Origin of the sequence: Amycolatopsis minnesotensis (assembly GCF_039529815.1) — a bacterium.
In the GTDB taxonomy this organism is placed as follows: Bacteria; Actinomycetota; Actinomycetes; order Mycobacteriales; family Pseudonocardiaceae; genus Amycolatopsis; species Amycolatopsis minnesotensis.
This window is the reverse complement of the sequence record NZ_BAAANN010000005.1, coordinates 263,745-285,866: the sequence shown is the minus strand read 5'-3', so window position 1 is coordinate 285,866 and position 22,122 is coordinate 263,745. Positions and strand designations below refer to the sequence as shown.

General features: G+C 69.3%; 26 protein-coding genes and 2 tRNA genes. 18 read left to right on the top strand and 10 right to left on the bottom strand.

Translation table 11 applies throughout. The annotated features are described in order from the left end of the window. Positions 1 to 88: 88 nt before the first annotated feature. Entirely contained in the window at positions 89 to 1,318 is a 1,230-nt protein-coding gene (locus tag ABD256_RS08700; RefSeq protein ID WP_344415435.1) for an FAD-dependent oxidoreductase, read from the bottom strand. Positions 1,319 to 1,418: 100 nt separating this feature from the next. On the opposite strand from ABD256_RS08700, the gene gltX reads away from it, so the two are divergent. From gltX to ABD256_RS08680, 4 genes are all read left to right on the top strand, one after another. Beyond that, a complete protein-coding gene (gene gltX, locus ABD256_RS08695) occupies positions 1,419 to 2,900 on the top strand; it encodes a glutamate--tRNA ligase (protein ID WP_344415433.1) in 1,482 nt (493 codons plus the stop codon). A gap of 159 nt (positions 2,901 to 3,059) precedes the next feature. Continuing rightward, positions 3,060 to 3,758 (top strand): HAD family hydrolase, encoded by a 699-nt coding sequence (locus ABD256_RS08690; protein WP_344415544.1) that lies wholly within the window; start codon positions 3,060 to 3,062, stop codon positions 3,756 to 3,758. A 92-nt stretch (positions 3,759 to 3,850) separates the two neighbouring features. Beyond that, positions 3,851 to 3,922, top strand: a tRNA-Gln gene (locus tag ABD256_RS08685). 69 nt (positions 3,923 to 3,991) lie between these two features. Beyond that, a tRNA-Glu gene (locus tag ABD256_RS08680) sits at positions 3,992 to 4,067 on the top strand. 443 nt (positions 4,068 to 4,510) lie between these two features. Here ABD256_RS08680 and ABD256_RS08675 read toward each other — a convergent pair. Further along, positions 4,511 to 4,870, bottom strand: coding sequence for a hypothetical protein (locus ABD256_RS08675; RefSeq protein ID WP_344415431.1), 360 nt, complete (start codon positions 4,868 to 4,870; stop codon positions 4,511 to 4,513). Positions 4,871 to 5,112: 242 nt separating this feature from the next. Beyond that, positions 5,113 to 5,247 carry a hypothetical protein gene (locus ABD256_RS08670; RefSeq protein WP_344415429.1) on the bottom strand — a complete coding sequence of 45 codons (135 nt, stop codon included), beginning with the start codon at positions 5,245 to 5,247 and terminating at the stop codon, positions 5,113 to 5,115. Positions 5,248 to 5,468: 221 nt separating this feature from the next. Between ABD256_RS08670 and ABD256_RS08665 the strand changes: the two genes are divergently transcribed. Beyond that, positions 5,469 to 6,395 carry a glycoside hydrolase family 43 protein gene (locus tag ABD256_RS08665; protein WP_344415427.1) on the top strand — a complete coding sequence of 309 codons (927 nt, stop codon included), beginning with the start codon at positions 5,469 to 5,471 and terminating at the stop codon, positions 6,393 to 6,395. A gap of 18 nt (positions 6,396 to 6,413) precedes the next feature. Here the strand turns inward: ABD256_RS08665 and ABD256_RS08660 are convergent, their stop codons facing one another. The 5 genes from ABD256_RS08660 to ABD256_RS08640 form a co-directional block, all read right to left on the bottom strand. Further along, positions 6,414 to 7,127, bottom strand: coding sequence for a glycosyltransferase family 2 protein (locus ABD256_RS08660; protein WP_344415425.1), 714 nt, complete (start codon positions 7,125 to 7,127; stop codon positions 6,414 to 6,416). Further along, positions 7,124 to 8,377, bottom strand: a complete 1,254-nt coding sequence (locus ABD256_RS08655; protein ID WP_344415423.1) for a PIG-L family deacetylase — start codon at positions 8,375 to 8,377, stop codon at positions 7,124 to 7,126. The genes ABD256_RS08660 and ABD256_RS08655 overlap by 4 nt, the downstream gene beginning before the upstream one ends. A gap of 29 nt (positions 8,378 to 8,406) precedes the next feature. Next, the gene (locus tag ABD256_RS08650) at positions 8,407 to 9,351 is read right to left on the bottom strand and encodes an acyl-CoA dehydrogenase family protein (RefSeq protein WP_344415421.1); all 945 of its coding nucleotides are present in this window, start codon (positions 9,349 to 9,351) and stop codon (positions 8,407 to 8,409) included. A gap of 90 nt (positions 9,352 to 9,441) precedes the next feature. Continuing rightward, positions 9,442 to 9,678, bottom strand: coding sequence for a microaggregate-binding protein 1 (mbp1, locus tag ABD256_RS08645; protein ID WP_344415419.1), 237 nt, complete (start codon positions 9,676 to 9,678; stop codon positions 9,442 to 9,444). An 88-nt stretch (positions 9,679 to 9,766) separates the two neighbouring features. Continuing rightward, positions 9,767 to 10,942: an NAD(P)/FAD-dependent oxidoreductase gene (locus tag ABD256_RS08640; RefSeq protein ID WP_344415417.1), complete on the bottom strand. Its 1,176-nt coding sequence runs from the start codon at positions 10,940 to 10,942 to the stop codon at positions 9,767 to 9,769. Positions 10,943 to 11,057: 115 nt separating this feature from the next. On the opposite strand from ABD256_RS08640, the gene ABD256_RS08635 reads away from it, so the two are divergent. The 12 genes from ABD256_RS08635 (at position 11,058) to ABD256_RS08580 (ending at position 19,367) form a co-directional block, all read left to right on the top strand. Further along, on the top strand, positions 11,058 to 11,501 hold the full coding sequence (locus ABD256_RS08635) for a hypothetical protein (protein ID WP_344415415.1): 444 nt from the start codon (positions 11,058 to 11,060) through the stop codon (positions 11,499 to 11,501). Positions 11,502 to 12,323: 822 nt separating this feature from the next. Continuing rightward, on the top strand, positions 12,324 to 12,662 hold the full coding sequence (locus ABD256_RS08630; protein ID WP_344415413.1) for a gas vesicle protein GvpO: 339 nt from the start codon (positions 12,324 to 12,326) through the stop codon (positions 12,660 to 12,662). A 30-nt stretch (positions 12,663 to 12,692) separates the two neighbouring features. Next, a complete protein-coding gene (locus tag ABD256_RS08625) occupies positions 12,693 to 13,124 on the top strand; it encodes a gas vesicle structural protein GvpA (RefSeq protein ID WP_344415411.1) in 432 nt (143 codons plus the stop codon). Then, entirely contained in the window at positions 13,121 to 13,855 is a 735-nt protein-coding gene (locus tag ABD256_RS08620) for a GvpL/GvpF family gas vesicle protein (protein ID WP_344415409.1), read from the top strand. Before ABD256_RS08625 ends, ABD256_RS08620 begins: the two co-directional genes overlap by 4 nt. Next, on the top strand, positions 13,855 to 14,091 hold the full coding sequence (locus ABD256_RS08615) for a gas vesicle protein GvpG (RefSeq protein ID WP_344415406.1): 237 nt from the start codon (positions 13,855 to 13,857) through the stop codon (positions 14,089 to 14,091). Before ABD256_RS08620 ends, ABD256_RS08615 begins: the two co-directional genes overlap by 1 nt. Before the next feature lie 18 nt (positions 14,092 to 14,109). Then, positions 14,110 to 14,793 (top strand): hypothetical protein, encoded by a 684-nt coding sequence (locus ABD256_RS08610; protein WP_344415404.1) that lies wholly within the window; start codon positions 14,110 to 14,112, stop codon positions 14,791 to 14,793. Between the two features lie 2 nt (positions 14,794 to 14,795). Then, a complete protein-coding gene (locus ABD256_RS08605; RefSeq protein ID WP_344415402.1) occupies positions 14,796 to 15,884 on the top strand; it encodes an SRPBCC family protein in 1,089 nt (362 codons plus the stop codon). Positions 15,885 to 15,916: 32 nt separating this feature from the next. Further along, positions 15,917 to 16,246 (top strand): gas vesicle protein, encoded by a 330-nt coding sequence (locus ABD256_RS08600; protein ID WP_344415400.1) that lies wholly within the window; start codon positions 15,917 to 15,919, stop codon positions 16,244 to 16,246. Continuing rightward, complete coding sequence (locus ABD256_RS08595) at positions 16,243 to 17,082, top strand: GvpL/GvpF family gas vesicle protein (protein ID WP_344415398.1); 840 nt, start codon at positions 16,243 to 16,245, stop codon at positions 17,080 to 17,082. The genes ABD256_RS08600 and ABD256_RS08595 overlap by 4 nt, the downstream gene beginning before the upstream one ends. Beyond that, positions 17,079 to 17,324 (top strand): gas vesicle protein, encoded by a 246-nt coding sequence (locus ABD256_RS08590; protein ID WP_344415395.1) that lies wholly within the window; start codon positions 17,079 to 17,081, stop codon positions 17,322 to 17,324. The genes ABD256_RS08595 and ABD256_RS08590 overlap by 4 nt, the downstream gene beginning before the upstream one ends. Before the next feature lie 11 nt (positions 17,325 to 17,335). Then, entirely contained in the window at positions 17,336 to 17,683 is a 348-nt protein-coding gene (locus ABD256_RS08585) for a gas vesicle protein K (protein WP_344415393.1), read from the top strand. Positions 17,684 to 17,852: 169 nt separating this feature from the next. Further along, on the top strand, positions 17,853 to 19,367 hold the full coding sequence (locus ABD256_RS08580; RefSeq protein ID WP_344415391.1) for a catalase: 1,515 nt from the start codon (positions 17,853 to 17,855) through the stop codon (positions 19,365 to 19,367). Positions 19,368 to 19,481: 114 nt separating this feature from the next. Here the strand turns inward: ABD256_RS08580 and ABD256_RS08575 are convergent, their stop codons facing one another. Both ABD256_RS08575 and ABD256_RS08570 read right to left on the bottom strand, forming a co-directional pair. Next, positions 19,482 to 19,886, bottom strand: a complete 405-nt coding sequence (locus ABD256_RS08575; RefSeq protein ID WP_344415389.1) for a hypothetical protein — start codon at positions 19,884 to 19,886, stop codon at positions 19,482 to 19,484. A gap of 354 nt (positions 19,887 to 20,240) precedes the next feature. Further along, positions 20,241 to 20,822 (bottom strand): hypothetical protein, encoded by a 582-nt coding sequence (locus tag ABD256_RS08570; protein WP_344415387.1) that lies wholly within the window; start codon positions 20,820 to 20,822, stop codon positions 20,241 to 20,243. A 922-nt stretch (positions 20,823 to 21,744) separates the two neighbouring features. On the opposite strand from ABD256_RS08570, the gene ABD256_RS08565 reads away from it, so the two are divergent. Beyond that, entirely contained in the window at positions 21,745 to 22,122 is a 378-nt protein-coding gene (locus ABD256_RS08565; protein WP_344415385.1) for a hypothetical protein, read from the top strand.

Genomic DNA, 22,122 nt, shown 5'->3' with positions numbered 1-22,122 from the left:
CTGAAGGCGCCCTTGGGCGAATGCGGTGCCGTGATGGGCGCCTTCAGGGCGCCGGCAGCACCCTGCCGCGCGCCGTGCGGGGCAGGGACTACGCCGGTTCCTGCGCACGGCGGGCGAAGGCCGGGGCGTGCTCCGGCCGGAACCCGATGCCGAGCAGCCTCGCCGGGATGGCGGTCAGCCGCGGGAACCGGCTGAGCAGTGCGATCATCGCCGGCGGCGGGCCGTTGCGCTTGCCGTCCATCACCGGCCGCATGACGCTCCGGTGCAGGAGCCGCTGCAGCCCCTGCACCAGCATCGTCGGCAGCAGGCGGCGCGAGCGGACCTTCGCCAGTTCGGCGCCGGTGACGCCACCGCGGCGCAGCGGGTCGGCGAGCAGCGTGGCCGCGGCCACGGCGTCCTGCACCGCGAGGTTGATCCCGACGCCGCCGACCGGTGACATCGCGTGCGCCGCGTCGCCGATGCAGAGCAGGCCCTCGCGGTGCCAGGTGTGCAGCCGGTTCAGGCGCACGTCGAGGAACTTCACGTCGTCCATGGTCGCCAGCTCGTGCACCCGGTCGGCGAACTCGGGGCACACCTCGACGACGTTCTCCCTGAACCCTTCGATGCCCCCTTCCCGCAGGTCCTGGCCCTTCGGGCTGAGATAGGCGACCTGGAAGTAGCCCTGGCGGGGCAGCGGCACCGCGAACCGGCGGTGGCGCATCCTCGGCGTCAGCATCCCCTGGCCCTCGTTCTCGGCGCGGGAGATCCGGAACCACCACGCGTCGAAGGGGCAGTCGTACTCCTTCGGTTCGAGACCGGCCTCCCGCCTCGCCGTCGACCAGCGGCCGTCCGCGGCGATGACCAGGTCCGCCCGCAGTTCACCGTCGGTGTCACCGCTGCGGTACCGCACACCCGCGACCCGCCCGCGCTCGCGGATCAGGCCGGTCATCTCGGTGCTCACGCGCAGCGTGAACGTCGGTTCCTTCAGCGCGGAGGCGGCGAGCAGGTCGAGGAAGTCCCACTGCGGCACCATCGCGATGTACGGGTGCGGCACCTTGAGCCTGGTCAGGTCCGCGATCTTCATCATCCCGCCGTCCTCGGTCGGGAACCCGGCGGCGGACACCTCGCTGTGCGGCACCGCGTCGAACTTTTCGCCAAGCCCCAGCTCGTCGAGCAGCGTCAGCGTCGACGGGTGCACGGTGTCGCCGCGGAAGTCGCGGAGGAAGTCGGGGTGCTTCTCCAGCACCGTCACCTCGACACCGGCCCTGGCCAGGAGCAACCCGGCCACCATCCCCGCCGGACCACCGCCGACGACCACGCAGGTGGTGTGCTCGGTCATCTCGACCAACCCCCTTATTCATCACTCGTTGAATAAACTCAGGATGCCCCGGGGACTTGGGTGCGTCAAGCCTCGCGGCGATGGATACGCTGATCGGGCTATGAGTGAGACATCCGCGGTACGCGCGCGCTTCTGCCCCTCGCCGACCGGCACCCCGCACGTCGGGCTGATCCGGACGGCCCTGTTCAACTGGGCCTTCGCCCGCCATCACGGCGGCAAGCTGGTCTTCCGCATCGAGGACACCGATGCGGCGCGCGACTCGCAGGAGTCGTACGAACAGCTCCTCGACGGCCTGCGCTGGCTCGGCATCGACTGGGACGAGGGCCCTGAGGCCGGCGGCGACTACGGTCCGTACCGGCAGAGCGAGCGCCGCGAGGTCTACGCCGACGTCGCCGCGAAGCTGCTGGCCGCGGGCGAGCTGTACGAGGCGTTCTCCACCAACGACGAGGTCGAAGCGCGGCGCAAGGCCGCCGGCCAGGATCCGAAGCTCGGCTACGACAACTTCGACCGCGACCTCACCGACGCCCAGCGCGCCGCCTACCGCGCCGAGGGCAGAACGCCCGTGCTGAGGCTGCGCATGCCTGCCGAGGACCTCGGCTGGACCGATCTCGTGCGTGGCGAGATCAGCTTCCCGGCGGGCACCATCCCGGACCCGGTGCTGGTGCGCGCCAACGGCGAGCCGCTCTACACGCTGACGAACCCGGTCGACGACGCGCTCATGCGGATCACACACGTGCTGCGCGGCGAGGACCTGCTGCCGTCCACGCCGCGCCAGATCGCGCTCTACGCCGCGCTGCGGCGCGTCGGCGTCGCGGAGTTCACGCCCGAGTTCGGCCATCTGCCGTACGTGCTGGGCGAGGGCAACAAGAAACTGTCCAAACGCGACCCTTCCTCGAACCTCTTCAACTACCGCGACCGCGGGTTCATCCCCGAGGGCCTGCTCAACTACCTGGCGCTGCTCGGCTGGTCGATCGCGGACGACCGGGACGTGTTCAGCATCGCCGAACTGGTCGAGGCGTTCGAAATCACCAAGGTGAGCGCGAACCCGGCGCGGTTCGACGTCAAAAAGGCCGAGGCCATCAACGGAACGCACGTCCGCGCGCTCGATGTGGACGATTTCACCGGCCGCGTGGTGCCCTACCTGACCGCCGCCGGTGTGGTCCCCGCCGAGCCCGCCGACGAGCAGCTTTCGGTGCTGCGCGCCATCGCGCCGCTGGTGCAGGAGCGCGTCACCGTGCTGTCCGACGCGGTCGAGATGGTGCGTTTCCTTTTCCTGGACGAGGAAAGCTTCGCCCCGGAGGAGGCGTCGGCGGCGAAGGCGCTCGGCCCGGACGCCGAACCGGTGCTGCGGGCGGCGATCGAATCGCTCGAAGCGCTGTCGTCGTGGGAGACCTCCGCGATCGAAGAAGCGCTCAAGGACGCACTCGTCGAACGGCTGGGTCTCAAGCCCCGCAAGGCTTTCGCGCCCGTTCGCGTCGCGGTGACCGGACGTACGGTTTCCCCGCCGCTGTACGAGTCGATGGAACTGCTCGGTCGCGAGCGGACACTCGGCAGGCTGCACCGCGCGGTGAACGTCCACTAGGGGTAGAGCGAAAATCCCGGATGGGACGACGGTTTATCACCTCGTTGGCCGAATACGCTTAGCCCATCAGTGGCCTAGCCTCGCTGGGTGGAACTCGCGCAGACCTCGGTCGCCCCGGAAAAGACCACACTCGACCCGTGGTCGCCGCCCACGTTGCGGCTGGTCTGCCTTGACATCGATGACACCTTGATCGACTTCAGCGCGGCGAGCAGGTTCGCCCTCGCCGCGCTGATCGGCCGGGGTGACATGTGGCCGCTGTGGGAGCGCGTCACCGACGCGCACGTGGCCATGGTGGTCGCCGGTGAGCTGGAGTACGCGTCCATGCACCGGCGGCGCACCCAGTGCTTCCTCGCCGAGCTGGGCGTCTTCCTCGACGCGGCCGACGTCACCGTGTTCGAACTGCGCCGCAAGGAGATCCTCAGGCAGTCGTGGCGGCTCTTCGACGATGTGCTGCCCTGCCTGGAATGGCTGCGGGCGGCCGGGGTGCGCCTCGCCGCGGTGACCAACGCCTCCGGTGCCCACCAGCGCGCGAAACTGGCGGACCTCGGGCTGGCCGGGTACTTCGACCACATCGCGATCGCGGGCGAGATCGGCGTCGCCAAACCCGATCCGGTGATCTTCCACTCAGTATGCGCCTCGGCGGGATGCGATCCCGCCGAGGCGGCCCACGTGGGGGACAAGCTGGGCGTCGACGCGGTGGGCGCCCGCGACGCCGGGCTCGGCGCCGTCTGGCTGGACAGGGCAGGCTGTGACGACGTCGACGTCCCGTGCGGCGTGCACGTCGTCTCCGGACTCGATGAGCTGCCGGAACTGCTGGTCAGCGAGTTCGCGAGGCTGGGCATCCCGGCCCAGCGGTGATCATCCCGGCCCCGCGTTCCGGGCTCGCGGGGCCGTGGTCTAGTATTTCTTCCCGGCGGTACTGATCCGGCCAAGGCTGGATCGGGACTCGTTGGGGTATGGTGTAATCGGCAGCACGACTGATTCTGGTTCAGTTAGTCTAGGTTCGAGTCCTGGTACCCCAGCTGCAGAGGGAAAAACCGGTTCTGGTAAGTTCTCTCTCGCAACACAGAGAAACAACTGAAGAAATCCTAGCCCCCGTCGTCTAGCGGCCTAGGACGCCGGCCTCTCACGCCGGTAGCGTGGGTTCGAATCCCATCGGGGGTACCAGTAATAGCTACACTTTCGGCGCTGTCCGCGAATGCGGGCGGCGCCGAAAGTGTGTAATGCCCTGTCATGACACTTGAGACAGTGCGTCGACCAGGCCGAGATCCCCGGTCTCCGATATCGCTGGTTCGGGCGCCTTCGGCCGCGGCGAGCGAACGAGTAGCGGGCCGACACCTTCAGCGTCCCCGAGGAGACGCGCGGTCGCTGTGCGCGGCTTGGACCGACTACGTCACCGAGAGCCGAAGCCAGCGCTTCTGACCGGTTCCGGCGACGCGGTGAGCTGGGCCCCCGACAACACGAAACGCACCTTCTCCGAACTGACCGGTCGCCTTCACTGCCATCACCGCCAGCCTGCCCGCGGGCGCCGAAACCCCTGAAGCGGAAAGGTTCCACGAGGCACTGCGGGACGGCTACCGCTGGCGACGCGGGAAACCACCCGCGATTTCTCAGATGGACGCGCGAGCCGCTCGTGAGGCGTCGGTCAGGGTGGTGCCGACGCCGGACACCAGACCGGTGTGGACGCAGGTGAGTGTGACCCGGTAGCCGCCGGGGACGGTGGTGTGGGTGAAGGCGCTGCAGGTGTCGCCGCCGGTGAGCGCGATCTGCGCGAGGGCGCGTGCTTCCGTGCCGGCGTCGGTGAGTGTGGTGCCGAGGCCGTTGATGAAGGAGAGGCCGATGCCGTGGCAGTTGAGGGTGGCCTGGTAGCCGCCGCTGACGGCGGAACTCATGAAGGCCGAGCAGCCCGCCGATGCGGCGTTCGCGGTGGCAGGCAGGGCCAGCGTCGTGGCGGCGACCAACCCGAGCACGGCGAGGGCCCCGCCTGTCGGTCCGGTTCCACTCCCGCTCGCGCGCATCAGGGTGTCCCTTCGTCCGCCATCGTTGCCTCGTACCAGGGTTCGGCACTTCACACCCGAGTCAGCTTAGTCGAACGCGGGATGATCGTGTTGCTCCAGAAGTGTTGCCGTCTGCGCGAGCGCGCCCTGGCAAATTCCAGGTCGGCCGCCCTCCTTTCCTTTGCGGGTCAGTGTTTCGCTCAGCACCGCGCCGATCAGAACGGCGCGATGCGGTGTCGGGTTCCGGTTTCGCGGAGTGAGATCACCACGTCGGTGGTTTCGGCAGGCAGCGGGATGGCTTCGATGGTGCCCTTGGCGAGTCGTCGCCAGGGGCGGCGTCGCCGGAGCACCGATCCGGTGGTCGTCGCGTGTCTGATGGCCAGTGCGCCCGATGAGGTCAGGGAACTGCTTCGGCCCTGCTCATCACCGGAATCGGCCTGGGCCCGCCGAGCCGTCCGCCGGATCCGGCCGGAAACACGGGCGGGTGAAGCGAGGTGTAGCAGCAGACGCGCCCGGTCATCTCTCGGTCACGTTCCGTCGTCAGGCGGGGTCGGTGAGCTGAGGAGGGGCGATGAGGCCACGTCTGATCGCGGTGGTAGCCGTGCTGGTCTTCGCGCAGGCCGTACCGGCGGTGGCGAGCGGTCGGGCGGCCGCGCCGGTCTTGTTGCTGGCGCAGAACTTCGCGGACCCGGACGTGGTGCGGACCGACGCGGGTTACGTCGGCTTTTCCACCAGCAGCGGCGCCGGGAACGTGCCGTACGCGGTCTCCGCGGCGCCCGGTTCGGGATGGGCGGTGAAAGGCGACGCACTGCCCAATCCACCGCGATGGGCCACGCCGGGCGGGTTCTGGGCGCCCGATGTCGCCCGCCGCGCCGACGGCGGGTTCGTGCTGTACTTCTCGGCGACGGTCGCGGCGAGCGGGCAGATGTGCGTCGGCGCGGCGACGAGCGGTGATCCGGCCGGCCCGTACCACCCGGCCGGCGACGCCGCGCTCGTGTGCGTGCCAGGTGATTCCGGTGACATCGATCCGCAGACCTTTGTGGACGGTGACGGCCGGAGGTACCTGCTGTACAAGAGCAACGGGGCGCGGACCGGCAGCCCGGCCGCGATCTGGCTGCAGGAGCTGGAAGCGGACGCGCTGACGCTGAAGGGGCCGCGCACCGAACTGCTGCGCGCCGACCTGGCCGCGGAGAAATCCGTGGTGGAGGCGCCTTCGATGGTGAAGCGGCAAGATGGCTACACGCTCTTCTATTCCGCCGACACTTTCCAAAGCTCCGGCTACCACACGTCCTACGCGAATGCGCCCGCGCTCACCGGGCCGTTCGTGAAATCCGATGCGCCCCTGCTCGGTACCCGGCCGGGTCTTGACGGCCCTGGTGGCGCGGACGTCGTGGACGGGCACCTGTTCTTCCACGGCTGGCTCGACCCCGGCCACACCTCCCGCGGGCTCTACACGCTGCCGCTTTCCTTCGACGGCGAACGACCCGTGGCCGGCTGAACGGGCCGCGGGGCTTCCTCAGGCGGTGGACAGATCGCGCAGCAGTGCCGCGAGCCCGCCGGGCGCGCGACCGGAGAGCCGTGAACTGGTGATCACGCGCGCGCGATCGTCGTAACAGCGCCGGAATCCCGCCCGTCCCAGCCGGTTCCACAGATCGTGGTCCTCGCCGGTGCGCAGGGCGGCGAAGCCGCCGACGGACGCGTAGGCGTCGGCTCGCACGCCGAGGTTCGCGCCGTAGACGTTTCCGTGCCCCTCCGGCCGGAGGGTGTCTTCGAGGAGGGACTGGTACCGGCAACGCGCGAGCGGTCTCAGCGCCGAGGGGCTCATGAGTTCCGCGGATCCGGCGATCGCGTGGTGGCCTTCGCTCGCCCTGGCGAAGTGTTCGCACGCCCATGCCGGGTCGACGCGGCTGTCGGCGTCCGTGCTGAGCAGCAGTGTCTCCGCGGGGTGGTGCGCGGCCAGCCGCGAGAGGCATTGTCGTGCGCCCAGCGCGCGGACCTCGCCGATGGTCCGGTCGCGTTCGGTGCGGCAGATCAGTCCCGGCGGCCAGCCACCGAAGGCGGCTGCCGCGGTTTCCGCGGTGTCGTCGGTACAGCGGTCGGCGACGACGCACACCGCGCGGTCGAGCCGTGCGGGCAGGCGCCGCAGGGCGTGCGCGATGGCGTCCAGGCACGCGCCGACGGTTCCGGCTTCGTCCCGCGCGGGGACGACGACACCGACGGCGGTGATCATCGCCGCTTCAGCACGTGCAGGACGAACTCCTCGTCGTCGTGGCCGACCAGCGGCTCGAAGGCGGGGTGCGCGAGCAGGCGGCGGTGCGCGTCGGCGCCGTCGCGGGGTGCCTCCGGCGCCCACGGCTTCCAGTGCACGGCCAGCACGTGCCCGCCGCGGCGCAATGCCCCGGCGGTGCGCTCGAAGGTTTCCGCGAGATCACCGTCGTCGAGGTAGTACAGGATTTCACTGTGCACCACCAGATCCGCGTCCTCCGCGACGAGCGCGCCCGGCAGCGCGCCGGTCCCGATCTCGACGTGGGGCAGGTTCGCGGTGGCGCGCCGCGCGGCTTCGACGGCGGCGCGCACGGGGTCGAACGCGTGCACCCGATCGCACCGCGCGGCCAGTTCCCCGGTGAAGGCACCGTTGCCGCACGCCGGTTCGACCGCGGTGCCGTAGTGCTCCCTCGGCAGCGCGGCGAGCGCGAGTGCGCGCTTGCGCCGTTCGTACCAGCGCGACCGCACGTGCCACGGATCGGCTGTGTCGCGGTACAACTCGTCGAAGCGCGTGCGAGGCGCCGATCGGTGCGGCGGTTCGCGGAAGAACATCTCGCGCCTGCCCCGGAAATGGGCGAGCACACCGGCGGGCAGGATCGGATCTTCGCCACCGGGCCCTGGCCCGGTCTGCGAGGCGAACGCGTCGATCGCGGCCGCCTTCGCGGCGTGCTCCGGATCGGTCAGCTCGTGGGAAAAGGCTCGGTGCCAAGGGATTGCGGGGTCGCCGGGATCGTGCCGGTGCCACATCCAGATCGGGTACGACCAGCATTGCGCGATTTCCGGCGCGGCACGGAACACGGCCAGCCCGGTTTCGCGGTGGTCGGGGTGCGGGTCGTCCGGCCACGGAGCCAGGCACAGGTCACTGCCGTCGAGCAGGTCTCCCAGTGCTTCGGCGAGCGGACCGGGGCAGCGGTGCAGGCCCGAGTCCGGCAGTCCGAGCCAGACGGGTTCGACGCCTGTGATCCCTTGTGCGGCAAGGGACTTCCGCAGTTCCTCGCGACGGGTCGCGGCGAGCCTGCGGCGTTCGCGTTCGCCGGAAAGGGGAAATGCCGCCTCGCCGTCCGTCGCCACGACCACGGTGAGCTCCGTGCCGTTGGCGTGCAACCGCTGGGCGAGGCCGCCCGCGCCGAGCGTCTCGTCGTCGGGATGCGCGGCGACGAGTGCGGCGCGCGCGATCCCGTTCAGCTCCAACGGCCGTAGACGTTGTGCTGTCAAGGCTTCCGTCCATGGATCGTCCATTGTGGTCACTGGTCCACGCCGTCGAGCACGGTGCGCCCGAGCGCGGCGAGGTCTCGTTCGGCGTGGTGCTGGCGCACGTAGACCAGGAGATCGGCGAGGCGCTGGGCGAAATCCCGGTCACGGCACAACGGGGTGGGGCCGGTGACCTTCGGGGCGCGGTCGAGGACCTCCGTGGTGGCCCGTTCGACGGCGGCGCGGCAGGTGGCCGCCGTCCGCGGCGGGTCGGTGTCGGTGCCCTCGTCGATCGCGTGCGCCGCCTGGCGCAACACCGCTTCCGCGGCCCGGATCGCGGTGTGCATCGCGCCGAGGTGGGCGAGCTGGTGCTCGTCGACGTGGTCGCGGGCGCGCAGGTGCGCGGTCACGTAGCCGACGACACCGTCGCAGCCGCCGAGCCAGACGGCGGCGACACCGCAGCCGCCGCGGGCGAAGCCGGACCGCGACACGTACCATCCCGGCGGACCGATGATTTCGCCCGGTTCGACGGGAACGCCGTGGAAGGTCACGTCGGCGCTGTCGGAGGCGGCCATGCCGATCGCCTGCCAGCTTTCCTCGTCGCGGGTGATGCCCGCCCGCGCGAGGTCCACCTCGACGAGGTGGTCGCCCGCCGCGACGACTGCGCGATCGAGGAAGTGCGCACCGGAGCAGAACCGCACCGTGCCCGACAGCTCTCCGCCGGCGAGCCGTGCGCCGGTGCCGCCGGACTTCGCCGCCCAGACGCCGTACAGCGCGCCGGGCGCGGGGTCTCGTCCCGCTTCGGCGAGCACGGCGAGCGCGTCGGTGTGCCCTTCGGCGAGCCTGGCCAGCGCGAGGTCGCGGCCGCCGAGATCGGCCAGTGCGGACCAGCGATCGCCGGTGTGCCCGCCGCCTGGCAGGGGCAGGTCGAGCGCACCGTCCTCGGCCAGCCGCCGGAGTTCGGCCGCCACAGCCGGTGTTTCGAGCAGGCTGGTCATGCCGCCGCCTCCTTGTGGACTGTGGATAAAGGACAGTCGGGATAGGACGGTGCCGGTGGGATCGTCCCACCGGCACCGCGTCGGTCTCGGCTACTGTTCCCGGTTTTCGCGCGCCTCGTGCTCGTCCGCCTTGGCCCTGGCGCGTTCCGCCTCCGCTTCCTTCTCGGCGACCTCCTGCTGCGCGGCGGCCTTTTCCCGCTGGGCCTTGCCTTCCCGCTCCATCGAGTCGTTGCCGGTGAAGGTGCCCGCGGTCTCCTTGACCTTGCCCTTGATCTCCTCGACGGCACCCTTGACGCCTTCGGCGGACGCGTCCTCGCGGTCGGTCATGTGCGATCCTCCTGAATGTGGACGACGGGGTCGGTGGGCCGTGGACGTCGGCCTCTGCCGGGGGAGTACCCGCGATCGGGCGGAGTAATCAGGGCACGGGCGCACCCGTTTCCACCAGGCCCGCACCCGTTTCGTAGTCGTCGTCGGCGTCGTGGGCGAGCACGCCCACGGTCACGCCGTCCTGGCCGTACCAGACGGTGAAGGATGATTCGCCGTGCCGGATCATCTTCGCTTCGTCGAACCCGTCGCCCCACGCGGCGTACTTGAGCACGCGATCCCCGATCACCGACCAGAAACCGGGTGTGTTCCGCCACGTCCGGTCTTCGCCCGCCGCGTTGGCCCCCGCGATCTCGCCCATGGCTTCGGCCTCGCCCCAGTGCTCGACCGGAAGATGACGGCGCGCGGCCGCGTTGCGCGCGAGGGCCACGTCCCCGGCCGCGTACACCCCGTCGACGCCGGTGCGCATCCGTTCGTCGACGACGACGCGACCTTGCTCAACGGTGAGCCCCGCCTGCTCCGCAAGCGCCGCCCGAGGGGAGATGCCGGTGGCCAGCAGGACCACGTCGGCGTCCAGCACCGGCACGAGATCGGTGCGCACCCGGTGTCCCGCGTCGATCCCGAGCAGCTTGGTTCCCGTCAGCACACTGACCCCTTCGGATTTGAGCCAGCGAAGGATTTCGGTGCCCGCTTCGGCGCCGAGCCGGTCGTGTTGCGGCACCGGCTCCTGGCACACCACGGTGACCTGCGGCCCGAGCCTGCTGAGGGACACCGCCGCCTCGCAGCCGATGAACCCGGCCCCGATGACGACCGCGCCGCGGCGGCCGCGCGCCGCCTCCCGCAGTGCCCGTGCGTCTGCGGCGGAGCGCAGCGTGTGGACGTCCGCGTGGTCCGCTCCTGGCACGGGAGGGCGTTTGGGCCCGGCTCCGGTCGCGAAGAGGCACTGGGAGTACGTCACGGTGGCGCCCGCCGCGGTCCTGACCGTCCGCGCGCCGGTGTCCCAGGAGGTGACGGGGTCGTCCAGGGAAACGTCGATCCGGTTCCGCCGGTAGCAGGACGGCTCTTCGAGGGGGAGCTCATCGTCGTTCACTTCGGCACGCAGGAACTCCTTCGACAGGGGCGGCCGCGCGTAAGGAAGCTCGCCGTCGGCGGTGAGCATGCGAACCTCGCCCTCCCCGCCGGCTTCCCGGTACGCCCGCGCGGCCGACAACGCGGCGGGGCCGCTGCCGATGACGACGAACCGATCGACCGTACTGGTAGCTGCCATGACGAGTGGCTACCCGGAAACCGGGCGGGGTAAGCGGCGGGGCCGGCGCCGTACCGAACCGGGAAAAATCGGCGCGACGAGGTATGACGCCGACGAGCGCGGGTACCCCCGGTCCGTGCATGACGACGCGCCGCGGATCAGCCGCGAACTCCGGTATCTCCTCCGCCACGACCGGCTCGACGCGGTGGGCGACATCATCTGCGCCTTGACCGCGGACGAGAGCGAGCACACCAGGGACACGCTTGGCGCGGTGTTCGCCGCACTGATCGGCGAGGCCGCGGCGGGGCTCGAGCGGAGGGTCGGGCCCGCGGGGCCGGACCAGGCGTACTTCGCCGAGATCCACGACGGGCACGGTGACCGGGTCGAGGTGGACGACCTTACTCCCGCGGTGCGAGCCATCCTGCGCGCGATGCTCGCCACCCTCTGCGGGCGCGACGGCGACGCGGAGGTGCAACTCGGCCTCGCCGTGGGCGCGCCCGAGCCCGTGGACAGGGCGAACGCGATCGTGTGCCTGCTCTTCTGCGCCGACGGGCAGTTCTCGGTGGCCGGTGCGGACTGACGTTCCGCCGCTTCGGCGCCGGCAGGTGTGCACCGGCCGGGGAATGGGTACCCGGTTGCGTTATTCGTCTGCCGGGTCACCGCGACGACGACGGCGAGTAGCGAGGCCGCGAACAGGAACCGCCAGAACCCCAGCGCGGTCGGCGAGGCGACCCTGGGGCCGATCCCGCCGACCAGGTAGCCGCTGCTCCACACCAGTACGAACGAGATCGCGAAGGCCGCCGGCGCGGTGCGGCGTCTCGCGGCGGTGTCGGAACGGGGAGCGGTGCGGGCGAGCATCCGTCCATTTTGACCAGCCGCGCGACCGCCCCGCGCGACCGCCCCGCGCGGCAAAGCCCTCGGCTGACCGTGATGCCACAGCCACTCCCGGTATTTTCCGGAAATCTTCTGCTACGTCAAATGGCGGTACGGTCCCTGGTCTGACTGGCGCCTCTTTGGCTGCGAAATGCCGAACCCTGGCGCGCCTAATTCGACAGTTTCCCGCGCGGAATCGCCCGACCCTACTTCTCGGTAGGCCAGTTTCCCCCGGTGCTGCCGTAGTCGTTGCCCGACGGGTTGAAGTCGTTGCTGTGCAACGTCTTTCGTGTCCGAACGACCTGGTTGGACGTTCGTGATCCCGGTGCTGATTACCCTCGTGAAGGGTCACCGTGCGTGTCGCGGTAATTCCACTCTCCGTGTCGGGCGAAATGGGAATCCGGGCCGCCCCTTCGTTTCTGGAGCGGGTTTGGATTGCGTTCCTTCGTGTTAACCCCTGTGCAGCAGTTCACCGTCCAGCCCGGCTTGAGGTCGGCGACGAAAGGCTGAAGGGAGCCGACGCTGAGTCATGAGTGGAGACGACTCGACACCGAGGCGAGCCGGCGCGGCGCGGACCGGGAGCGCCAGCGGGAAACGGGCCCCCGCCCGCAAGAAGCCGCCCACCGCCGAGCTGATCCGCGGTGCGCGGCAGGAGTTCGAGGAGATCGCCGGTCTCGAGATCGAATCCGTGTCCGCGTTCACCAAGACGGACCACGGCTGGGAAATGCACGTCGAGGTCGTCGAGCTGGCTCGCATCCCGGACACGACGAGCGTGCTGGCGACCTACGCGGTGCGCCTCGAGCCGGACGGTGAGTTCACCGGGTACGAGCGGCTGCGCCGCTACGGGCGCGGTCAGCTCGACCGGTGAGGCACACGAGCAAGCGAAAGGACACCCGACATGTCAGTAGCGACAACGCAATCGGGATCACCGCAGGGCAGAGGCGGATCGGGATCCGGGAACCTGTACGACATCCTCGATCTCATCCTGGACAAGGGCCTGGTGATCGACGTCTTCGTCAGGGTCTCCCTGGTGGGCATCGAGCTGATCACCATCGACGCGCGCATCGTGGTCGCGAGCGTGGACACCTACCTGCGGTTCGCCGAGGCGTGCAACCGGCTCGACCTCAACCAGGCGTCGAACGCGACGACCCTGCCCGACCTGGTCGGTGACGTGACCGAAAAGGGCAGCAAGGGCAAGACGAAGGGCGCGCTGACCGGTGCCGCCGAAACCTTCGCCGAGCAGTTCCAGAAGTCCAGCGGCAAGGACGAGCGGGAAGAGCAGGAAGCACGCCCGCGGAGTCGCGGCAGGCGAAGTGCGAGGTCGGAATGAGCACCTACCTGTACGGCATCGTCGCCGCGGCGCATCCGGCCAGGGTGGACGGCCTGACCGGCGTCGGGGAAGAACCGGGCCCGGTGCGCACCATCGAGGCCGGCGAGCTCAAGGCCGTGGTCGGTGATGTGGACGCGCAGCTCAGGGCCAAGCGACGGGACCTGCTCGCGCACGAGACCGTGCTCGAAGCGCTGTGCCTGCAGGGCGCGGTGCTGCCGATGCGGTTCGGCGTGGTGGCCGAGGACGACGGGTCGGTGGCCCGTGAGGTGGCCGCGCGGCAGGAGGAGTACCGGGGCACGCTGTCCGATGTGGACGGCAGGGTCGAGATGAACCTCAAGGTGTCGCACCACGAGGACGCGGTTCTGCGGGCGGTGCTGATCGAAGACGCCGGGCTGCGGCAGCTGAACGAAGATCTCCGCGAGCGCGGCGGTGGCACGCCCGACGAGCGGGTCCGCTTCGGTGAGACCGTGGCCGCGGCACTCGCCGAGCGCGAGGCACAGGACGCGGCGGCGATCGTGACCGCGGTGGAGGCGCACGCCCGTCGGCAAAGCGACGGTCCGGCGGTGTCCGGGTGCTTCCTGAACCGGTCCTTCCTCGTCGACCGGGGCGAGATCGAGAACTTCGAGGCCGCGGTGAACGCGGTGAGCCGTTCGATGGGCGAGGTGGCCGACATCAGGACACGCGGCCCGCTGCCGCCGTACAGCTTCGCCGACAGCCCGCAACCGGCCTGATGGGGCTGCTCAGCGAGATCGTGCTGCTGCCGCTCGCCCCGGTGCGCGGCGTGGCCTGGACCATCGGCCAGGTGACCGACGCCGCGATCGCGGAACAGGCGGTGGTGCTCCGGCGCCAGCTCGTGGAGCTGGAGCGGAGCCTGCTGGCAGGGGAAATCAGTGAAGCGGAGTTCGACGAGCGTGAGGACGAGCTACTGGACCAACTGGAAGAAATCGGCCGGGGGGCCACCCGATAACAGGAAGGAACTCCTCGCATGACGCCGGGAATGAAGATAGCCGCCGCGGTAGTGGGCGGATATGTACTGGGAAGACGGAAGAAGGCCAAGCTGGCGATCTCGATGGGCGCCTGGCTGATCGGCAAGAAGCTCAACCTGGACCCGAAGAAGCTGCTCACCGACGTGACCAAGGAACTGGCCTCGTCGCCGCAGCTCAGCGGGCTGCGTGACCAGGTCCGCGGCGAAATGCTCACGACCGGCAAGACCATCGCCACCACGATGCTGTCCAACCAGGCCGACAAGCTCACCGATTCACTCCACGAACGCGCTGACGGCCTGCGGGAGGGTGCCGACGACGTCCGCGAAGGCGCTGAGGAAAGCGTGCGCAAAGCCGGGAACGCCGCCGGTGAGGCGCCGAAACGCACCGCGGCGGCGGCCCGGACGACCCGCGCGAAGGCCACTTCGGCGCGCACGGGTTCGTCGGGCAACGGGCGCTCCGGCGGTGGATCCGCTTCCCGGTCGAGGTCGAACTCGTCGACGGCGAAGCAGGCGCCGAAGCGGGCGACCGGCGGTAGCGCGAAGAGCGCGACCGGCAAGACGACCGGGACCGCCAAGTCCGGATCGGGGAGCGCGCGCAAGACCACCGACGCCCGGAAGACCGCGGCGAAGCCGCAGGCACGGACCGCCGCCAAGCGAAGCGGCTCGACCGCGAAGAGGAGCTAGGCATGGCAGGCAACGACGAAGGCGGCCCGATCTCGAAGCTGCGGGACCACGCCGCCCGGAACCCCGCCACCGAACAGCTCTTCGCCGCGGGTGAGGACTACCTGCAGGCCAAGGCGCAGAACATGATGTCGTCGGTCGGGGACAAGCTCGGCGCGGCCACCAAGCGCCTATCGGACGTCGCCGAGAACGGCGGCACCGTCGGCTCGCTGTTCACCGCGGGGGGCAAGGTCGCCGAAGGCAAGTCACCGCTGCGCGCCGTCGCCGAAACCGGCGGCAAGGCGATCAAGGACAAGGTGACCGGCTTGTTCAAGGGCAGCAAGGGAAAGGGCGGTTCCGGCGGGAAGAAGGTCATCAACATCGTGGAGGACATCGACGTCGGTGTGCCGGTCCGCGAGGCCTACGACCAGTGGACCGAATACCAGAAGTTCAGCAGCTTCAGCAAGGGCGTCAGCAGCGCGGAGCGCGCGGACGACACGACGTCGAACTGGAAGTTCAAGATCTTCTGGTCCAACCGGACGATGAAGGCGACCACGACCGAGCAGATCCCCGACCAGCGGATCGTGTGGACCACCGACGGTCCGAAGGGGACGATCAAGGGGGTCGTCACGTTCCACCCCCTCGGCGACAACCTCACCAAGATCCTGCTCGTCATCGAGTACTACCCGTCGGGCCTGTTCGAGAAGACGGGCAACATCTGGCGCGCGCAGGGAAGGCGGGCACGGCTCGACCTCAAGCACTACCGCCGTTTCGTCTCGATGGCGGGCGAGGCATCCGGCGAAGGCTGGCGTGGCGAGATCCGCGACGGCGAGGTCGTCCGCACGCACGACGAGGCACTCGATGCGGAGGAAGCGGAGGACGAGCCGGAAGACGGCTACGACGAAGCCGAAGATCAAGACGGCTCCGACGCGGAAATCGACGAAGAGTCCGATGAAGAGTCCGATGAGGACGAATACGAAGAGGACGACGAGCCCGAAGACGACGAGCTGGACGAAGACGAGTTCGAGGACGACGAGTTCGAGGACGACGGCGACGAGCCCGAAGAGGACGAGCGGCCGCGCCACGGCGCCCGGCAGCCAGCCGGCGCGCGCTGAGGCGGTCCGCTTGTGATGAAGGGACGGAGCACATGACCGAACCGGCCGGCCCGGTCGGAGGGCGCGCCGCCACGCGCGGCGCGCCCTCGGGGGCAAACCTCGCCGACATCCTGGAACGCGTGCTGGACAAGGGAATCGTCATCGCGGGCGATATCCAGATCAACCTGCTCGACATCGAGCTGCTGACGATCAAGTTGCGCCTGCTGGTCGCTTCGGTGGACAGGGCGAAGGAGATGGGCATCGACTGGTGGGAGCACGATCCCTCGCTGACGTCCAAACCCGCGAACGGGGAACTCGCCGACGAAAACCGGCGGCTCAAGGAGAAGGTAGCGGAACTCGAAGGGCGACAGGGCAGGTCATGAGCATCGAGGAGCGGAGGGCGGAGTCCCTCCAGACGGCACAGTGCGCGGACGCATCGGTGTGGTACTGCTACGCGGTCACCCGGAACCTTCCCGCCGCGGCCCTGGACGGCTTGCGCGGCCTGCAGGGCGCGCTCGTGGAGCCGGTCACCTTCGCCGACCTGACCGTGGTGGCCGGCCCGGTCCCGTTAGGACAGTTCGGCGAAACCGCGCTGCGCGCCAAACTCGAAGACCTGGCCTGGCTGGAAGAGGTCGCCAGGCGGCACGACGACGTGGTCGGCGAGATCGCCCGGCACGGCGCCACGCTGCCGTTCCGGCTGGCGACCCTCTACCTGGACCAGCACCGCGTGCGAACGGTTCTGGAAACCGGTCATGCCCGGATCTCCGCCGCGCTGGATCGCGTCGACGGGCGCGTCGAATGGGGTGTGAAAGTCTACGCCGATCTGTCGAAGCCGGTGCCCGCCGCTGTGGCGTCGGCGGCGGGCGACGATCGACCCGGCCGCTCGTACTTGCGGAAACGGCTGACCGAGCAACGGTCGAAGGACGAAGCGTGGCAGTCCGCAGTCCAGGCCGCCGACGAGGTCGACACCGCGCTGAGCGAGCTGGCCGAGGAGCGCCGCGCGCACCGTCCGCAGAGCGCCGAACTGTCCGGGGAAGCGGGGGTGAACGCGCTCAACGTGGCCTACCTCGTTCCCGACGGACAGGGTGACCGCTTCCTGGCGCTGGCCGGGGAACTGCGCGCCGCGGCCCGCGGTTGCCGGATCGAGGTGACCGGCCCGTGGGCGCCCTATTCGTTCGGGCTGCCGGACCTGTCCGCCGGACCGGACGCGCCGGGATGAGCGCCGAGCAGACCGCGCACCCCGCCGAACTCGAGCACCGGATCGGGCCGGGAGCCGCGGAACACCCGCTGGCCGGGCGGGAGGTCTCCCTCGTCGATCTGCTGGACCGGCTCCTCGCGGGCGGGGTGGTGCTCACCGGCGATGTGACGCTGTCGATCGCGGGGGTAGACCTCGTGCACATTTCCCTGCGGGCGTTGATCACCTCGGTCAAGGCGGACCGCCCGTCCCCGCTGCGGTGGTGAGGGAGGAAACCATGGCAGGCACACCGGACCCGGACCCGGACGCGGCCGAGCGGATCGGCGCCGCGCTGTCCCGCGCGTCGCACACCCTCACCGACCGCATCGACACCGACCGCGACACCGTCGAACGCGATCTGATGAAACTCGTGCTGACGATCGTCGAACTGCTGCGCCAGCTGATGGAACGCCAGGCGCTGCGGCGGGTCGAGGAGGGCGACCTGAGCGAAGCGCAGGAGGAGCGCATGGGCCTCACCCTGATGCTGCTGGAAGACCGGCTGACCGAACTGCGCGAGCGCTACGACCTGTCCGCGTCGGACCTGAACCTCGACCTCGGCCCGCTCGGGACCTTGCTGCCGAAGTAGCCGCGCCGCCCTGCCGCATGCCCCGACCGTGTGATCGTCGGAGCCGGCCAGGTGTAGCCGCCGCGAAGGCGGGTACCCGCCCAGAACTGATCGCAGGTCTCCGCGCAGCCGGCTACGACGTGCTCGCCACCTGTGCTGACAAGCCAGCCCACCACGATGAGAGGACACCATGACGGACGTCCCGACCACGACGGATGCCGGTATCCCGGTCGAAAGCGACGAGCACTCGCTCACGCTCGGGCCGGGTGGCCCGATCCTGCTCCAGGACCACTACCTCATCGAGCAGATGGCCCAGTTCAACCGCGAGCGGGTTCCCGAGCGGCAGCCCCACGCCAAGGGCAGCGGCGCTTTCGGCCACTTCGAGGTGACTGCGGACGTCAGCGGCTACACCAAGGCGGCGGTGTTCCAGCCGGGTGCGAAAACCGAGATGGTCGCCCGGTTCTCCACCGTCGCGGGGGAGCGCGGCAGCCCCGACACCTGGCGTGATCCCCGTGGCTTCGCCTTGAAGTTCTACACCGGCGAAGGCGTGTACGACATGGTCGGCAACAACACGCCGGTGTTCTTCGTCAAGGACCCGTTGAAGTTCCAGCACTTCATCCGGTCGCAGAAGCGGCGGGCGGACAACAATCTGCGCGACCACGACATGCAGTGGGACTTCTGGACGCTGTCACCGGAGTCGGCGCACCAGGTCACCTGGCTGATGGGGGACCGCGGTATTCCGCGCACCTGGCGGCACATGAACGGGTACAGCTCGCACACCTACCTGTGGGTCAACGCTTCGGGCGAGCGGTTCTGGGTGAAGTACCACTTCAAGACCGAGCAGGGGATGGAGCACTTCACCCAGCACGAGGCGGACCAGATGGCCGCCGCGGACACCGACTACCACACGCGGGACCTGTTCGAGGCGATCGCGCGCGGCGATTATCCACAATGGACTCTTTATGTCCAGGTGATGCCGTTCGACGACGCGGAGAACTACCGGTTCAACCCGTTCGATCTCACCAAGGTGTGGCCGCACGGCGACTACCCGCTGACCGAGGTGGGCCGGATGACGCTGGACCGCAACCCGACCGACCACCACACCGAGATCGAACAGGCCGCCTTCGAACCGAACAACCTGGTACCCGGAATCGGCCCGAGCCCGGACCGGATGCTGCTGGGACGGCTCTTCGCCTACGCGGACGCGCACCGCTACCGCATCGGGGCGAACTACAAGCAGTTGCCCGTCAACGCGTCCAAGTCACCCGTGCACAGCTACAGCAAGGACGGCGCGCTGCGCTTCGACAAGGTGTCGGACCCGGTGTACGCGCCGAATTCCAAGGGCGGGCCGCGCGCCGACGTGCAGCGCTACGGCACACCGGCGGGCTGGGCGGCCGAGGGTGAAATGGTGCGTTCGGCCTATGTCGATCACGCCGAGGACGACGACTGGGGTCAGGCGGGCACGATGGTGCGCGACGTCCTGGACGACGCGGCCCGCGAACGCCTGGTCGACAACATCGTGGGCCACCTGCTCAACGGCGTCTCCGAACCGGTGTTGAAGCGAGCCTTCGACTACTGGCACAACGTGGACGAGAATCTCGGCGACCGCGTCGAATCCGGCGTGCGAGCGAAACAGGGCGAAAAGGATCCCAAGGCGTCGGAACAAGGCAATCCCGCGCGGAAAAGCATGCAGCGCAAGGCCTGAACGCGCTCAACCGACCCGGTCGGCTCGTCACGGCTTCGAAGCCGTGACGAGCCGACCGGGTCCGGCGCGATATCGGCGGAACCGGCCGCCGAGGTGCCGGGGAGGGGTGACGACCTACCTCGCCGGGATCAGCTGTGCCAAGCGCACCGAGCCCAGCACGTGGTCGATGACGTCGGTGGAGACGCCGAGCTTCCGCGCTGCGTCTTTGACGACGGCCGGGTCGAGGCCCGCTTCGACGGCGGACTTGAGGACGTCCGCGGGTGCGAAACCCTTGTGCAGCGCCGCGTTGATCGTTCCCAATGGCGTGGCGCCACCCGCGAGCATCTGCTGGAGGAATTCGACCAGATCCGTTTGCCGGTCGAGCAGGCCGCCGGTCACCGTCAGCGCCTCGGTGCCGGAATCGGTCGGCGTGCCGTCCACGGTGACCGCCTGCGCCACGCCGGCACCCGCGCTCGCCGCGAAGACAAGCGCCAGCGAGGTTCCGGCGAGCTTCGCCGCGAACCCGAACTTCTTCGACAAGATGATCTCCTCAGTGTACAAGAATGGGAATTCTTCGCGGGATGGGAAATTCCTGGTATGACAGGGAAAGTTGCTTTCGGCCCACCCGCGCCGGGGAACTTACCGTTCCTCGCCGGTCGATTCCAGCGGCTGCCCCCATCGTGTGCGAGGCCAGACCCCTGACCGCCGTTCCGTGCACCCGTTCGAGTGACTGTGCGTGAGAAAGCGTTGGGACACAACAACATCAACAACTTCTGGCCGGGCCATCGGCCGCAGTGAGCGTGGCCAGCCATAACCGCTCGATGGGAGTGGGCTGGTACGACGACGTCCAGCCCACTCCCATCGGAGTTGTGCTCAGTGACTACCGGAGGAGCGTCAGCGCACCGACCCGCTGGCCGCGATCGCGCCGGTGTCGTGGTGGGTGGCCCCCTCCGGGCCCGCGGTCGACAGCCACTGGCGGAACGCCGAACCGGTCACGTCCGAAACGCTCAGGACACCGCTGGAGACCGCTCCGCTGGGTCCGGCCGCATTGGCCCATTTGTGGTAGCCGCTGCCGTTGCGCGTGGTCGCCGCCTCGACACCGCTGGAACTCGCGCCATGGGGGCCCGCGGTCGTCGTCGTGTCCCGGAACGCCGTGCCGTTGTCCCGCACCGCTGAGTCGTGTCCCCGGTGCCGCCGGACGCCGTCGCGGTGGTAGCCCGAATCGGTGTCCGCGCTGTGCCGCCGGACCGATGCACCGCCGACGCCGGCCGAAACCGTGCTTTCACGGTACCGGGCGTCGCCGCCATGGGCGGACGCCTTCTTGTGCTGGACCACCGCACCGGTGCTGCCGGTGGCGACGGTGGTGTCGGAGTACGAGGCACCGGGCTCCGTATCGGCGCTCGCGACGCCGGCGGCGGCCACCAGCATCGCGACCAGCAGGCCGCCGATACCGGCGACCCGTTTGATGACAGACATGAAATCCCTTTCCGTTGATGTTGCCCGGAACGAGCACCGTCGTGGATTGAGGAAAAGCAGGAGCCCGCCCGTCGGCTGATTTGCAACCGCGATAGGACGTTACGCCGGAAAAACCCGGTGGTCCGGTGTGCGCGTACCGCCGGTAGCTCGTTCCGGCGAACTCCCTTTTGCTTTCCAGGCCGGTTTCCAGCCAGCCGGGAGCCTTAGCGCGCCGCGGCGTCCACACTAAGGTGTTCGGCCAGGCCGCGGGCCGGGCTTCGCCGGCAGGGCAAGGTCTCCGTGGATTCGGCCGCGCTGAAGGCCGCTGGGTCCGTTTTGTCCTGCTCGGTCGGCGAACCAGGGGCCGAGGCGTCTTGCCGCGGTGGAGTGCCAGGTTGTGCTGCTTCGCCACGAGTCGATCAGAGGTGTGATGGGCACCGGGCGCGAGCGGGGGCGTCGCGGTGTTCGCGCACACCTCGGACTCGCCCTGCTTTTCCGCCACTCCAACGCTTTTTGATCTCTCGACCCCCTTCGTGCGCGCGGCCGCCGTGGCCGCGGACCGGGCCGTGCCGCTACTCGAACAGGGGACGGCAAGCCCGGTCAGAGGATCGCACCCCGACACAATCGGGGCATCGCCTGGACAGCAATTGCTCGCCGTGTGTACGGTCTCCACCACTGCGAGTAATTGTTCGCGTGATCACGCGGTGCGGGAGCGTCACCTCGGTGAAGTTGGGATGTCCAGTTTGTCTATCGAGTGGCAAAACCAAGTGTGAAGCCTGGGAGTGCAAAGCGGCGGGTGCGCCCGGTCCGCTTCGTCGTACTGAAGTACTGCGGCGCGGAAACCGCGGCACATCGGGACGAACCAGCTCTACGACGTGACTGTGCCGACGCCGGTCACGGGATCAGCTCGCAGAAAAAATCGACACGAACATCAGGAGTACGAATGATTCGGAAGATCGGATTCACCGTGGCCGCCGCCGCGGCCGTGGCCATGACCTGTGGCGGAATCGCCTCGGCCGCCGGGCACGACGGCGCCGACAGCCCCAAGCCCGGCCACTCCCACCGCTGGGGCCACGACCACGGCGGTCAGGTCGGCCTGGTCAACCTCAACAACATCGACCTGCTGCACAACGTCAACGTCAACCCCGGCATTTGCGGCAACGATGTGAACGTGCTCGGTGTCCAGGTGCCGATCCGCAACGCCCTCAACGGCCTCGGCCTGCCGATTCTTTCCCCCGGTGAGAACGAGACGGGCGGCGAATCGCCCTACAACTGCTCGTCGGGTGCGGTGGTCGACGGCGGGTCGGCGCAGCACAACTGA

Coding starts and splice junctions, on each gene's coding strand:
- ABD256_RS08700 (WP_344415435.1), bottom strand. CDS start 1,318: ATGACCGAGCACACCACCTGCGTGGTCGTCGGCGGTGGTCCGGCGGGG.
- gltX (WP_344415433.1), top strand. CDS start 1,419: ATGAGTGAGACATCCGCGGTACGCGCGCGCTTCTGCCCCTCGCCGACC.
- ABD256_RS08665 (WP_344415427.1), top strand. CDS start 5,469: ATGAGGCCACGTCTGATCGCGGTGGTAGCCGTGCTGGTCTTCGCGCAG.
- ABD256_RS08660 (WP_344415425.1), bottom strand. CDS start 7,127: ATGATCACCGCCGTCGGTGTCGTCGTCCCCGCGCGGGACGAAGCCGGA.
- ABD256_RS08650 (WP_344415421.1), bottom strand. CDS start 9,351: ATGACCAGCCTGCTCGAAACACCGGCTGTGGCGGCCGAACTCCGGCGG.
- mbp1 (WP_344415419.1), bottom strand. CDS start 9,678: ATGACCGACCGCGAGGACGCGTCCGCCGAAGGCGTCAAGGGTGCCGTC.
- ABD256_RS08640 (WP_344415417.1), bottom strand. CDS start 10,942: ATGGCAGCTACCAGTACGGTCGATCGGTTCGTCGTCATCGGCAGCGGC.
- ABD256_RS08630 (WP_344415413.1), top strand. CDS start 12,324: ATGAGTGGAGACGACTCGACACCGAGGCGAGCCGGCGCGGCGCGGACC.
- ABD256_RS08625 (WP_344415411.1), top strand. CDS start 12,693: ATGTCAGTAGCGACAACGCAATCGGGATCACCGCAGGGCAGAGGCGGA.
- ABD256_RS08620 (WP_344415409.1), top strand. CDS start 13,121: ATGAGCACCTACCTGTACGGCATCGTCGCCGCGGCGCATCCGGCCAGG.
- ABD256_RS08615 (WP_344415406.1), top strand. CDS start 13,855: ATGGGGCTGCTCAGCGAGATCGTGCTGCTGCCGCTCGCCCCGGTGCGC.
- ABD256_RS08610 (WP_344415404.1), top strand. CDS start 14,110: ATGACGCCGGGAATGAAGATAGCCGCCGCGGTAGTGGGCGGATATGTA.
- ABD256_RS08605 (WP_344415402.1), top strand. CDS start 14,796: ATGGCAGGCAACGACGAAGGCGGCCCGATCTCGAAGCTGCGGGACCAC.
- ABD256_RS08600 (WP_344415400.1), top strand. CDS start 15,917: ATGACCGAACCGGCCGGCCCGGTCGGAGGGCGCGCCGCCACGCGCGGC.
- ABD256_RS08595 (WP_344415398.1), top strand. CDS start 16,243: ATGAGCATCGAGGAGCGGAGGGCGGAGTCCCTCCAGACGGCACAGTGC.
- ABD256_RS08590 (WP_344415395.1), top strand. CDS start 17,079: ATGAGCGCCGAGCAGACCGCGCACCCCGCCGAACTCGAGCACCGGATC.
- ABD256_RS08585 (WP_344415393.1), top strand. CDS start 17,336: ATGGCAGGCACACCGGACCCGGACCCGGACGCGGCCGAGCGGATCGGC.
- ABD256_RS08580 (WP_344415391.1), top strand. CDS start 17,853: ATGACGGACGTCCCGACCACGACGGATGCCGGTATCCCGGTCGAAAGC.
- ABD256_RS08570 (WP_344415387.1), bottom strand. CDS start 20,822: ATGTCTGTCATCAAACGGGTCGCCGGTATCGGCGGCCTGCTGGTCGCG.
- ABD256_RS08565 (WP_344415385.1), top strand. CDS start 21,745: ATGATTCGGAAGATCGGATTCACCGTGGCCGCCGCCGCGGCCGTGGCC.